We start from the raw sequence: 12468 nt of genomic DNA, 5'->3' as shown, positions 1-12468 counted from the left end.
GCAGGACCCGGCCCTCCAAACCCACCCCGAACAGATTGGACATGCCATGAGCACTGCAAAAGCGGGCGACACCGTCCGTATCCATTACACTGGTACCCTCACCGACGGCACCACCTTCGACAGCTCTGCCGGCCGCGAGCCGCTGGAATTCACCGTTGGCTCCGGCCAGATCATCCCGGGCCTGGACAAGGCGATCCCCGGCATGGCCGTGGGTGACAAGCAGAAGGTCGAAATCCCCTTCGACGAGGCCTATGGCGCGCGCAACCCCGATGCGATGCAGCAGGTCCCGCGTGATGCGATCCCCGACACCATCCCGCTGGAAATGGGCCTGCAGCTGCAGATGCAGACGCCGCAGGGCCAGGCGATCCCGGTGACCGTGGTCGAGATCACCGAGGAAAGCGTCACCCTGGACGCGAACCACATGCTGGCCGGCAAGGACCTGGTCTTCGACGTGGAGATGGTCGAGATCCTCTGATCGACCCTTGCGGCGCGCCGGGCCCCAGGCCCGGGCGCCGGACGGCGATCCTCCGCCCGTGGCGGCGGAGGGGGCCGAATTTTTCCGCCGGGGCTTTCCGTCCGGCGACCCCCGTGGTCAGATCCATGCGCAAGCGAACGCACGGAGACAGGCCATGGCCGACAGGATCGACGAACTCAGGGAACGTATTGCCGCCCTTCAGGATCAGCTGGAGGAAGAGGTCGAGGCCCGGCGTGAGCGCTTGCGGCATCGGATCGAGAACGGTCGCGTGGTCTGGGAAGAAGGGGTGCGACGGTCCCACCTGGCTTTGCGCCAGGGCATTCCCAGCTTCCTGATCTCCAGCCCGCTGCGCCACACGCTGACCGCGCCGGTCATCTATTCCCTGATCATTCCCTTTGCCCTGCTGGACCTGTTCGTTTCCGTCTACCAGGCCATCTGTTTTCCGGTCTACGGCATCCCCAGGGTCCGGCGGCGCGACTACATTCGCATCGACAGGCACCTGCTGGCCTACCTCAACTGGATCCAGAAGCTGAACTGCGTCTACTGCGGCTACTGCAACGGCCTGATCGCCTACGTGAGGGAGGTAGCGGGCCGGACCGAGGCCTTCTGGTGCCCGATCAAGCATGCCCTGAAGGCTCGCGGTGTCCACGGTCACTACGACAGCTTTGCCCCTTACGGAGACGGCGAAAACTTCCGCGAGGAGTGGGAGGCATCGCGCGCACGGCTGAAGGCCCTCGGCTGCGAAGGGGTGTCCTGCGAGCGATGCGGGAAGGACGGGTCGGAATAGTCAGCCGCAGGGCCCTGGGCTGAACGGAGGATCCAGGCGCACCATGCGAGGAAGTGGCTGGCGAGAGACCGACTGGCGAAGGATCGGCAGGAACGGAATCGACTGGCGGGGAAACGACAGGCAAGGAAAAAGCCGCGTCCCAAGGGCGCGTCTTCTTTCGGGGGGGCGAAATCCGCGGATCAGGATTTCTTGCGCAGGCGGATCACCACATCGACCTTGGAGATTTCGGCCCCGGCGGGCGCGTTCGGCAGCCGGGCGATCTGCAGGTCTTCGGAGGGCGCATCGCTGAGAGATCCGTCTTCTTCCCAGAAGAAGTGCGGGTGATCGTGCATGTTGGTGTCGAAGTAGCTGCGGGAGCCATCGACGGTGATTTCCCGCATCAGCCCCGCATCGCAGAAGGCGCGCAGCGTGTTGTAGACCGTGGCCAGGGACACGGGCTGGCCGCTTTCCTTCGCGGCGGCAAAAAGACTTTCGGCGGTCACGTGCCGGTCGTGCCCGTCACCCACGAGAAGGGACGCAAGCCCTAGTCGCTGCCGGGTCGGTCGCAGGTCGGCCTTGGCCAGCCATTCCGCGCCGCGTTCGGTTGCCATTGTGGTCATGCCGTTCTTGTATCCTTAAGTTCACCTGACAATATAGGAAAAAAGGGGCCCCGTACGCAACCGCTCCGGCAAAAGGACGCGGCCAACCGGTGTGGCGATTGCCTTGCATGGTTTACGCGCCCGGTGATAGAGGGGTCAGGATCAACTAGATGAGATGGAAAGGGGCGAGCCTGGATGGCTGATTATCCCAGCAGTTTCGACCGGGAAGACCTTCTTAAGTGCGCAAGAGGCGAACTTTTCGGACCCGGTAACGCCCAGCTGCCGGAACCCCCCATGCTGATGATGGACCGCATCACGGATATCTCCGCTGATGGTGGTGCCCACGGCAAGGGCCACGTGATTGCCGAGTTCGACATCAAGCCGGACCTTTGGTTCTTCGAATGCCACTTCCCGGGCAACCCCATCATGCCCGGTTGCCTTGGCCTGGATGGCCTGTGGCAGCTGACGGGCTTCAACCTGGGCTGGCGCGGCTGGACCGGGCGGGGCTACGCGCTTGGCGTGGGCGAGGTGAAGCTGACGGGCATGGTTCGTCCGGAACGCAAGATGCTGACCTACAAGATCGATTTCACCAAGGCCGTGCAGACCCGGCGCCTGACGATGGGCGTTGCGGATGGCATTGTCGAAGCCGACGGTGAAGTCATCTACCAGGTCAAGGACATGAAGGTCGCTCTCTCCGAGAGCTGATCCATCGAAACGACTACTCCACTAGGGAAGGGAGGGCACCATGCGTCGAGTCGTGGTCACCGGATTGGGGATCGTCTCCTCGATCGGCAACAACGCCGAAGAGGTCGAAGCCTCGCTCAAAGCTGGTAAGTCCGGTATCGAAGCAAGCCCGGAAATGGCGGAGCATGGCTTCCGCAGCCAGATCGCTGGTACGCTGAAGATCGACCCGTCTGAGCATGTCGACAAGCGTGCGCTGCGGTTCATGGGGGCGGGGGCTGCCTACGCCCACATCGCCACGCAGCAGGCCATCGCGGATGCCGGCCTGGAAGACAGCGACGTGGTCAACGAACGTACCGGCCTGGTGGCCGGTTCGGGCGGCCCGTCGACCTCTGCCATGTTTGCGGCGCACCAGACGGTGCTGAAATCCGGCGCGACCAAGCGCATCGGCCCGTTCGCCGTGCCGAAATGCATGAGCTCGACCATCTCCGCCAACCTGGCGACGGCGTTCAAGATCAAGGGGATCAACTATTCGATCACCTCCGCCTGCTCGACCTCCCTGCACTGCATCGGCAACGCGGCAGAGCAGATCATGATGGGCAAGCAGGACGTCATGTTCGCCGGTGGCGGCGAAGAGCTGGACTGGACCCTGTCGTGCCTCTTCGATGCCATGGGGGCGATGAGCTCCAAGTTCAACGACACTCCGGAACTGGCATCGCGGGCCTTCGACAAGGATCGTGACGGCTTCGTCATCTCCGGCGGTGGCGGCATCGTCGTGCTGGAAGACCTGGAGCACGCCAAGGCGCGTGGTGCCAAGATCTATGCAGAGGTAACGGGCTTTGCCGCGACCTCCGACGGTCACGACATGGTCGCGCCCTCGGGTGAGGGCGGCGAGCGGGCGATGCGCCTTGCGCTGCAGACCCTGCCGGAAGGCCGCAAGGTGGGCTACATCAACGCGCACGGCACCTCGACCCCGGTCGGTGACGTGGGCGAGGTCGAGGCGGTGCGGCGCGTCTTCGGTGAGGGGATGACCCCGCTGATCAGCTCCACCAAGTCGATGACGGGCCATGCCCAGGGGGCGGCCGGCGCGCTGGAGGCGATCTTCTGCCTCATCATGCTGGCCAAGGATTTCATCACCCCCTCGATCAACATCCAGACCCTCGACGAGGCGATTCGCCCCGGAGAGATCGCGCGCAGCCTGATCGAAAAGGCGGGGCTCGATACGGTCATGACGAATTCCTTCGGTTTCGGCGGCACGAACGGTTCGATGCTGCTGTCGCGCTTCACGGGTTGAGAGACAGATGACAGGACAGATGCAGGGCAAACGTGGCCTCGTAATGGGGGTCGCGAATGACCGCTCCATCGCATGGGGCATCGCCAAGGCGATGCACGAGGCGGGGGCCGAAATGGCCTTCTCCTACCAGGGCGAGGCTTTCGGCAAGCGGGTGGCGCCTCTCGCCGCCTCGATCGGAGTGGACTACCTGCTCGACGTCGATGTGACCGATGACGCCTCCATGGATGCCGCCTTCGCGGAGCTGAAGGAGAAGTGGGGCACCCTGGATTTCGTCGTGCATGCCATCGCCTACTCCAGCAAGGATGAGTTGGCGGGCCGGTTCATCAACACCAGCCGCGACAACTTCAAGCACTCGCTGGACATCTCCTGCTTCTCCCTGATCGACGTCGCCCGCCGGGCGGCGCCGCTGATGAAGGAAGGCGGCACGATCCTGACGCTGACCTACCAGGGGTCCAATCGCGTGACGCCCTACTACAACGTGATGGGCGTAGCGAAAGCAGCGCTGGAATCGGCAGTCCGCTACCTGGCCAATGACCTCGGCCCCGACGGGATTCGCGTAAACGCGATCTCGCCCGGCCCGATGAAGACCCTGGCAGGTGCCGCGATCTCCGGCGCGCGCAAGACCTTCCGTCAGACCGAAGCCAACGCCCCGCTGCGCGCCAATGCGACGCTGGATGCTGTTGGCGGCACGGCTGTCTACCTGGCCTCCGACGCAGGGTCCTGCACAAGCGGCGAGATCATCCGGGTGGACGGCGGTTATCACGTGCTGGGCATGCCGCAGCCGGAAAACCTCTGAAGCCCCGGCGGCGCGCCCTGGGCGGGCGTGCCAATGCCTCCGGCGGGAGTATTTCCAGCCGTCGAATAATGGAAAATTAGCCCTGATACAGAAGGGTCGTGGGGCGGTACAGGGTGGAGACCCGATGACCGCGCCAAAGAATGGGCCTCTCGTCTCGTTGGTTCGGGCGAGAGGTTCTTCTTTTTCTATTCGTTGGCTGGAAATACTCCCGCCGGAGGCTTCGATCCGCTTGCGGATCGAAATCCCTCTCGGACGTGGTGGTCAGATCCTGCGGAACGTCAGGTAGTGCGGCGTGCGATCTTCGCGCAGCGCCTTCTGTTCGTAGCGGGTGGAGATCCAGTCTCCCCAGGGTTCGCGCCAGTCGGTCGGTCCCTCTGCCAGCCATTCGAAGCCGGCCTTCGGCACCTCTTGCAGGGTCTGGCGCACGTAGTCGGGGATATCGGTGGCCACGCGGAAGATCGCACCCGGTTTCAGCACGCGATGCAACGGCTCCAGGTGTTCGGGCGTCACGAAGCGGCGCCGGTGGTGGCGCTTCTTGGGCCAGGGGTCGGGATAGAGCAGAAAGGCACGGCTGATCGATTCCGGGCGCAGCACGTCGAAGAGGTCCCTGGCATCGCCCGGATGGACAGCCAGGTTGCCGACACCCGCTTCGCGGATTTTGCCCAGCAGCATGGCGACGCCGTTGATGTAGGGTTCCGCGCCGATGATCCCGACATCCGGGTTGGAGGCCGCCTGGTGCACCAGGTGTTCGCCGCCGCCAAAGCCGATCTCCAGCCAGACATCCTTGCCGCCGAACAGGGCTTGCAGGTCGATCGGCAGACGGTCCGGGTTGTCCTCCCAGCTCACCTTTCCGGGGGAGAGGCCCGCAAGGTCCTCGTCCAGGTAGGCTTCCTGGCTGGGGCGCAGGCCCTTGCCCTTGAAACGGCCGTAGAAGTTGCGCCAGGGCGCGCCGGAGGGGTGTTTGTCGCTGGTCTCGCTCATGGCGCTCTCCTAGCCGCACAGGCGCGCCAGATCAATGGTCAGGGAAACGGGCAAGGAAGCGGGAGACGGCGCGCCTGCTGCGCAGCCGGTGGACGCGGGGGCTGGTCTCGCCGGAGGTCAGGATTGCGTTGAGCAGGGCTTCGAACTTCGGTCGGCGGGAGGGGAACTGCCAGGCGAAGCGCAGGAACTGCGGATCCAGCCGTTCCGGGCAGCCCGGCGCCATGTCCGGACGTGTGCCGCCAAGGTCGCGGAGGGAGCGGCAGAGCACCCGCCAAAGCAGCAGCCCCTGAGGCAGATCCAGCCAGATCACCAGGTCGGCGCGGGCCGCCCGGGCCGTCCAGCTGCCCGAGTGGTTGCCGTCGAAGATCCAGCGCGGGCGGGCGGCGGCCTCTTTGAACAGCCGGTGCTGTTCCGGTGCCGGTCGCTCGCGCCAGCCGGGCGCCCAGTACAGGTGGTCGGCATGCACGACGGGAAGCCCGGTCCGCGCGGCCAGCTTGCGTGCCAGGGTCGACTTGCCGGAGCCGGGGCCGCCGATGATCATGACCCTCTGCATGCATTCTGGTCCCATACGCAAACGCCCGGCCCCGCATTTGCGGGACCGGGCGCTGCATTGCAAGCGGTGGCTATGGGATCAGAGGTTCGCCTTGATCGCCTCGACCAGGTCGGTGTTCTCCCAGGAGAAGCCGCCGTCCTCGTCCGGGGTGCGCCCGAAGTGGCCGTAGGCCGCGGTCCGCTGGTAGATCGGCTTGTTCAGGTCCAGGTGCGTGCGGATGCCGCGCGGGGTCAGGTCCATGGACTTGGCCACGGCCTTTTCGATCTCGGCCTCATCGACCTTGCCGGTGCCGTAGGTGTCCACGTAGATGGACAGCGGCTTGGCGATGCCGATCGCATAGGACAGCTGGATGTTGCACTTGTCGGCAAGACCCGCGGCCACGATGTTCTTGGCCAGGTAGCGGGCGGCATAGGCGGCCGAACGGTCCACCTTGGTCGGATCCTTGCCGGAGAAGGCGCCGCCACCGTGCGGGGCAGCCCCGCCGTAGGTGTCGACGATGATCTTGCGGCCGGTGAGGCCCGCGTCACCATCGGGGCCGCCGATGACGAACTTGCCGGTCGGGTTGACCCACCATTCGGTTTCATCGGTCAGCCAGCCCTCGGGCAGGACTTCGCGGATGTAGGGTTCCACGATGTCGCGGATGTGGGCCGAGGTCTGGGCATCGTCCGCATGCTGGGTCGACAGCACAAGCTGGGTCACGCCGACGGGCTTGCCGCCTTCGTATTTCAGCGACAGCTGCGACTTGGCATCCGGGCGCAGGGTCGGTTCGGTCCCGTCCTTGCGTACCTCGGCCAGGCGCTTCAGGATCTTGTGCGCATAGAGGATCGGCGCCGGCATCAGCTCCGGCGTTTCGTTGGTGGCGAAGCCGAACATGATGCCCTGGTCGCCTGCGCCTTCTTCCTTGTCGTTGGACGCGTTCACGCCCTGGGCGATATGCGCGGACTGTTCGTGCAGCAGGTTGGTGATTTCCACGGTTTCATGGTGGAACTTGTCCTGCTCGTAGCCGATGTCCTTGATGCAGGCGCGGACGATGTCGTCCATGTGGACCAGGTAGTCGTGAAGCTTTTCCTGGTCGGAGAGGCCGATTTCGCCACCGATGACCACCCGGTTCGTGGTGGCAAAGGTTTCACAGGCGACGCGGGCCTCGGGTTCCTCGGCAATGAGAGCGTCCAGAACTGCATCAGAAATGCGGTCGCAGACCTTGTCGGGGTGGCCCTCTGAAACGGATTCAGAGGTGAAGATATAGTTCTGGCGTGACATGAGATTTTGCTCCGATAATTCGTCATACCTGCCCCGTCAGGAAGCCGTTGGGGCGGCGAATACTCTTGGTTAGGCCGCTGGGGCGGCAGGGTCAATTGGATTTAGGGCAGATCGCTGAAACGTCTGTTAACGGCCACCCCTGCACCAGCGCACAGCAAGAAAAGTGCCAAAATAAGCACCGGAAGGTCACCGAAGCGGCTGTAGGGCGTCGGAGAGGACGGCGGCGGGAGCGCCACGTCGATGTATCCGTCGGTGTTCAGGGGCAGGCTGTCCAGGACCTCGCCATCCGCCGAGATCAGCGCGGAGACACCGGTATTGGCCACCCGGACGAGGGGCAGGCCGTTTTCCACCGCACGCAGGCGGGTCTGGGCAAGGTGCTGGTATGGGCCGGAGAAATTGCCGAACCAGGCGTCGTTTGTCACCTGGAGCAGGAAGTCGGGTCGTGCAGGCGCCGATCGGATGTCCCGGGGGAACACCGCTTCGTAGCAGATCAGGGGCAGGGCGCGGCCGACGCCGGGAATGTCGAACAGCCGTGGCCCGGGTCCGGGCGTGTAGCCGGAGCCGAACTGATCCGCCAGCGCGCCAAGACCAAGCCGCCCGAGCAGGGGCGCAAGGGGCAGGTACTCCCCGAAGGGCACCAGGTGATGCTTGTCGTAGGTATCGGCCAGGTCGGCATTGCCATCCAGAAGCGCCAGCGTGTTGAAATAGGCGTCACCCTCCATCCGCTGGATGCCGAAGGCCACCGGGGATCCCTGTGCCGCCTCGGCCAGGATGTCGGTCAGGCCGGTCCCTTCGTTGAGCAGGTAGGGGACAGAGGTTTCGGGCCAGATGATCAGGTCCGGTCGTTCGCCTGTTGCGGTGTCCGCTGCGGTATAGGTCAGCTGGCGCCGGAAAAAGACGGGGATCATCTCCGGATCCCACTTCTGGCGCTGTGCCGCATTGGGCTGGATCAGCCGAAGGGTCGGTGCGTCCTCGCCTGCGGGGAGAGCGCGGGGCGGCAGCGCAAGCGCCAGCGTCAGGGGCAGCAGGGCGACCGCCAGCGTCAGCACGGCCGGCCATGCCCGGCGGTCGGCCCGCAGCGTCCAGCCCAGCCCGAAGGCGGGCAGCAGCAGAAGCAGGGTCAGGCCGTGCGGCCCCGCAAGGGCCGCCAGTGGCAGAAGGGGCGATCCGATCAGGTTGTGACCAATCAGCGCCCAGGGGAAGCCGGTGAAGATCCATCCGCGCAGCGCTTCCGCCAGCGTCAGCGCGGAAGCGGCCGCCAGGACGGCGGGCAGGCCGCGCGGTGCCAGCCGCGTCGACAGCCAGAGCGCCCCACCCCAGAACAGGGCCAGCCCGCCCGCCATCAGGATCAGCGCAAAGGGCGCCATCCATCCATCGCGGGCGATGTCCACCATGAAGGGTTCCACCAGCCAGGCGAGCGCCGCCGCGAAATAGCCGAAGCCGAACAGCCACCCGGCGCGCGCCGCGCGCCGTGGGCGGGGCGCATCCTGCACAGCGACGAACAACAGCGCAAAGCCTGCGATCGACAGCGGCCAGGCATAGAGCGGCGCCTGCCCGGCAGCCGCCAGGACGCCCGCCGCAAGGGGCCAGAGACAAACGAGACGCTTGAGACGGGTCATCTTCTGCTCATTCGGGGAAGGGGCCCTTGGCCGGCGGGGGCGTGACCGGGCGGGCCCGGTCACGCGAAGGGGCGTTAGTCCTGATGCGGATCGGCAAGGCGGACGCGCAGGCGTTTGATGCGGCGGGGGTCGGCGTCCACGACTTCGAATTCGTGGCCCGCGGGGTGCTCCACCACCTCTCCCCGCGCAGGCACGCGACCTGCCAGCATGAAGACCAGCCCGCCAAGGGTGTCGATCTCCTCCTCGTCGACGCTGTCGTCTTCGGTCAGGGACCGGCCGATGGCGGCCTCGAAATCTTCGAGCGGGGCCTTGGCAAGCGCCAGGTAGTTGCCCGAGGGTTCCCGCGTCCACAGCGCGTCTTCGTCGACGTCGTGCTCATCCTCGATCTCGCCGATGACCTGCTCGATCAGGTCCTCGATCGTCACAAGGCCGTCCACGCCACCGTATTCGTCGATCACCAGCGCCATGTGCCTGCGTTCGGTCTGCATCTTCTGCAGCAGGACGCCGATCGGCATGGAGGGCGGCACGAAGAGCAGCGGGCGCAGCAGTTCGGGCAGGGAGAAGACGGAGGCCGTGTTCCAGCCATGTTTCAGCGCGAAATCCTTGAGGTGGACGAAGCCCTTGGGCCGGTCCAGCGTTTCCTCGTAGACGGGCAGTCGGGTCATGCCGCTTTCACGGAAGACATCGACCAGGTCATCCTGGCTGATGGTGTTGGGCACCGCGACGATTTCGACCTTGGGGATCGCCACGTCTTCGACCCGCATGTTGCGCAGGTTCAGAAGCGAATGGCGGCGGGGGCTTTTCTGATCCGGTGTCCCGGCGTTCGGCGCCTGTTGCGGACCGCCTTCGGTCCGTCTTGCGCCGCCAAGCAGACGGCGCAGGAAGCCGGGCCGGTGCGGGCTGTCGCCCGGGGCTTTCGATGCCGGCGGCGCTGTGGAGGGCGCGACAGGTGCCGAAGCGGGCTGCCCGCCCGGCGCGTTGGTCGCAACCGTGCTGCCCGCACCCGGTGCGCTCGGCATGGCGGAGCCGTTCAGGGTTCCCGGGGCTCCCGGGGCCTGGGCTGCAGACACCGGGGCAGACATCTGGGCCTCAGTCATCTTGGCCGCAGACATCTGCCGGGCACCGCCGGTGGCCATGGCAGCCGCCTGGTGCCCGTTCGGCTGCATGCCGCTGGGGGGGATGGAACCGTTCATGGGGGAGCCATTCACGGACAGGCCCCGAGAGGAGCCTGAGGCGTGGGAGGTCCGCAGTTCTGCCGGGGGCGTCGCCGCCGGTGTTGCAGGGATCTCCGTCTCGACCAGTCGCACCGCGCTGCGCGGTGCCGGGTCCGGGGTCATGGAACGCGCGCGCTGCGCCGCGTTAGAAGACCCGTCTATGCTGTCGCCCATTGTTCCTTTCCAGTAACCGGCCGCACCATGCGGCCTTGTCTAATATGGGTCAGGGATGCCCAGTTTGCCAAGTATTTCCGTCTCGATACCTTCCATCAGGTCGGCATCGCCGTCGCGAATGTGGTCGTACCCCAGCAAATGAAGGATTCCGTGAACGACCAGGTGCGTCACGTGGTCCTCGAACGGCTTGTCGCTTTCGGCGGCTTCCCGCGCGCAGGTATCCCAGGATATCGCGATATCGCCCAGCTCCACCGGGCCGAAGGGGCCGTCGTCTTCCCCTTCCGGGGGCAGCTCGGGCGCGCCGCCTTCCTCTTCCGCCGCCAGTTCCTCTGCCGGCCAGGACAGGACGTTGGTGGGAACCGGCTTGCCGCGGAATTCGGTGTTCAGGGTGGCGATGCGTGCATCGTCGCATCCCATGACGCAGATCTCGTAGCCCGCCGTGCCCAGATCCAGGTGCGCAAGCACGGCCTTCGCCGCCTTTTCGGACAGCGCCTCCAGCCCGCTTTCATCCCAGCGGGGGTCTTCGATCACGCAATCGACGAGTGGGGCGACAGGGGCGGCGGATTGGGTCATGCTGCGCCCATATCCCAGCCCGGGCCGCGCGCCAAGTCCCATAGGCCGCCGGGCCATCGCATCGGGGAACCCGCGACATGACCCTGACCACCGCCGAGATCATTGCGCGCCTGCTTGGGCCGGTGCTTTTTGCCGTCACCAGTTCCGAAGTGCTCCACTTCGGGATCTGGAAGGGCATCACGCCCGCGCAGGTGCACATGAACGGGATGATATTGCTGGCAGCCGGGGTCGGCGTGCTGGCCTTTCACGCCGGATGGCGGGCGGACTGGACCCTGCTGGTCACGCTGGCGGGCTGGATGCTGACGGCGGGGGGCGCCTACAGGCTCTATTTCCCGACGGCACCCCAGGCGGAGCCCGGTCCGGCAACCTGGGTCTGGACCGGGGCCCTCAGCCTGATGGGGCTGGTGCTGAGCTGGTTCGGCTGGGTCGCGCCTCAGCTCGCTTCGTCTGCCTCGTAGGCCTCGATGATCTTGGCGACCAGGTGGTGGCGCACGACGTCCTTGGCCGTGAAGTAGTTGAAGCTGATGTCGGGGATCGTGCCCAGCAGGCGTTCGGCCTCTCGCAGGCCCGATTGCACGCCGCGCGGCAGGTCGACCTGGCTGCGGTCGCCGGTGATGACCATGCGCGACCCCTCGCCCAGACGGGTCAGGAACATCTTCATCTGCATGGTGGTGGCGTTCTGCGCCTCGTCCAGCACCACGAAGGCGTTGGACAGGGTGCGGCCCCGCATGAAGGCCAGCGGCGCGATTTCGATCTTCTTGGCCTCGCGCAGCTTGCCCACGTCCTTGGCGCCCAGGAAATCGTTCAGCGCGTCATAGAGGGGCTGCATGTAGGGATCGACCTTTTCCTCCTGCGTGCCGGGCAGGAAGCCCAGGCGCTCCCCCGCTTCGACGGCGGGGCGGCAGAGGATGATCTTGTCGACATTGCCTTCGATGAAGTGGTTCACCGCGACGGCGACGGCCAGGTAGGTCTTGCCGGTCCCCGCCGGGCCGATGCCGAAGCTCAGCTCGTGCTCATAGAGGTTCTGCACATATTGCTTCTGCGCCTCGGTGCGGGGTTCCACCATCTTGCGGCGGGTCTTGATCTCCACATCGCCGCCACGGAACATTTCAAGCTGATCCGTGCCGTCCGGCGTCGGGGAGGCCGGGGCCAGGAGGGCGGGATCCTTCATGCGCAGTTCGCGGTCGATATCGGCCTGGGTCACTTCCCGGTGGGCTTCCAGCCGGGCGTAGAGCGCGCGCAGGACGGACACGGTTTCCTGCGCGGCGGCTTCGTCGCCATGGGCAACCAGGTGGTTGCCGCGTCGCAGGATCTGTGTGCCGAGCTGCTGTTCCAGGTAAGCCAGGTTCTTGTCGAATTCGCCGCAGAGCTCGATGAGCAGCAGGTTGTCGGGAAATTCGACCGAGGCTTCGGAGATGGTGGTGTTGTCATCCATGTTCGGGGTCAGCAGGCTGGTGGCCAAGTAGCGCTCCTTCAAGTCGTG

General features: G+C 65.6%; 14 protein-coding genes and 1 riboswitch. Of the genes, 6 read left to right on the top strand and 8 right to left on the bottom strand.

What is annotated here, in order from left to right; all coding sequences use genetic code 11:
- Positions 1–46 precede the first annotated feature (46 nt).
- Positions 47–475 (top strand): FKBP-type peptidyl-prolyl cis-trans isomerase, encoded by a 429-nt coding sequence (locus AC2IR1_RS20470; RefSeq protein ID WP_486473825.1) that lies wholly within the window; start codon positions 47–49, stop codon positions 473–475.
- Positions 476–629: 154 nt separating this feature from the next.
- Positions 630–1262 (top strand): hypothetical protein, encoded by a 633-nt coding sequence (locus tag AC2IR1_RS20465; RefSeq protein ID WP_486473824.1) that lies wholly within the window; start codon positions 630–632, stop codon positions 1260–1262.
- 179 nt (positions 1263–1441) lie between these two features.
- On the opposite strand, the gene irrA is transcribed toward AC2IR1_RS20465, so the two are convergent.
- Positions 1442–1861 carry an iron response transcriptional regulator IrrA gene (irrA, locus tag AC2IR1_RS20460; protein ID WP_486473823.1) on the bottom strand — a complete coding sequence of 140 codons (420 nt, stop codon included), beginning with the start codon at positions 1859–1861 and terminating at the stop codon, positions 1442–1444.
- A gap of 174 nt (positions 1862–2035) precedes the next feature.
- On the opposite strand from irrA, the gene fabA reads away from it, so the two are divergent.
- Genes fabA through AC2IR1_RS20445 form a run of 3 tightly spaced genes read left to right on the top strand, consistent with a single transcriptional unit; the run spans position 2036 to position 4611 of the window.
- Positions 2036–2545: a bifunctional 3-hydroxydecanoyl-ACP dehydratase/trans-2-decenoyl-ACP isomerase gene (gene fabA, locus AC2IR1_RS20455; protein WP_486473822.1), complete on the top strand. Its 510-nt coding sequence runs from the start codon at positions 2036–2038 to the stop codon at positions 2543–2545.
- Positions 2546–2585: 40 nt separating this feature from the next.
- On the top strand, positions 2586–3815 hold the full coding sequence (fabB, locus tag AC2IR1_RS20450; RefSeq protein ID WP_486473821.1) for a beta-ketoacyl-ACP synthase I: 1230 nt from the start codon (positions 2586–2588) through the stop codon (positions 3813–3815).
- 7 nt (positions 3816–3822) lie between these two features.
- Positions 3823–4611, top strand: a complete 789-nt coding sequence (locus AC2IR1_RS20445) for an enoyl-ACP reductase FabI (protein WP_486473820.1) — start codon at positions 3823–3825, stop codon at positions 4609–4611.
- 261 nt (positions 4612–4872) lie between these two features.
- Here the strand turns inward: AC2IR1_RS20445 and trmB are convergent, their stop codons facing one another.
- From trmB to ybeY, 6 genes are all read right to left on the bottom strand, one after another.
- A complete protein-coding gene (gene trmB / locus AC2IR1_RS20440) occupies positions 4873–5592 on the bottom strand; it encodes a tRNA (guanosine(46)-N7)-methyltransferase TrmB (protein WP_486473819.1) in 720 nt (239 codons plus the stop codon).
- A 31-nt stretch (positions 5593–5623) separates the two neighbouring features.
- Entirely contained in the window at positions 5624–6145 is a 522-nt protein-coding gene (locus tag AC2IR1_RS20435; RefSeq protein WP_486473818.1) for an AAA family ATPase, read from the bottom strand.
- A 78-nt stretch (positions 6146–6223) separates the two neighbouring features.
- A complete protein-coding gene (metK, locus tag AC2IR1_RS20430; protein ID WP_486473817.1) occupies positions 6224–7405 on the bottom strand; it encodes a methionine adenosyltransferase in 1182 nt (393 codons plus the stop codon).
- A gap of 7 nt (positions 7406–7412) precedes the next feature.
- A riboswitch (SAM-SAH riboswitch) is annotated at positions 7413–7464 on the bottom strand.
- 42 nt (positions 7465–7506) lie between these two features.
- Positions 7507–9024: an apolipoprotein N-acyltransferase gene (lnt, locus tag AC2IR1_RS20425; RefSeq protein ID WP_486473816.1), complete on the bottom strand. Its 1518-nt coding sequence runs from the start codon at positions 9022–9024 to the stop codon at positions 7507–7509.
- A gap of 74 nt (positions 9025–9098) precedes the next feature.
- Positions 9099–10043 (bottom strand): hemolysin family protein, encoded by a 945-nt coding sequence (locus tag AC2IR1_RS20420; RefSeq protein WP_486476443.1) that lies wholly within the window; start codon positions 10041–10043, stop codon positions 9099–9101.
- Between the two features lie 408 nt (positions 10044–10451).
- Complete coding sequence (ybeY, locus tag AC2IR1_RS20415; RefSeq protein WP_486473815.1) at positions 10452–10985, bottom strand: rRNA maturation RNase YbeY; 534 nt, start codon at positions 10983–10985, stop codon at positions 10452–10454.
- Positions 10986–11062: 77 nt separating this feature from the next.
- Between ybeY and AC2IR1_RS20410 the strand changes: the two genes are divergently transcribed.
- Positions 11063–11443 (top strand): hypothetical protein, encoded by a 381-nt coding sequence (locus AC2IR1_RS20410; RefSeq protein ID WP_486473814.1) that lies wholly within the window; start codon positions 11063–11065, stop codon positions 11441–11443.
- On the opposite strand, the gene AC2IR1_RS20405 is transcribed toward AC2IR1_RS20410, so the two are convergent.
- Positions 11419–12447, bottom strand: coding sequence for a PhoH family protein (locus tag AC2IR1_RS20405; protein WP_486473813.1), 1029 nt, complete (start codon positions 12445–12447; stop codon positions 11419–11421). The genes AC2IR1_RS20410 and AC2IR1_RS20405 overlap by 25 nt on opposite strands.
- Between the last annotated feature and the right edge of the window lie 21 nt (positions 12448–12468).

Source organism: Pseudooceanicola sp. NS-SX8, assembly GCF_057380755.1.
The sequence above is the reverse complement of the archived record's forward strand: the minus strand, read 5'-3'. Positions and strand labels throughout refer to the sequence as shown.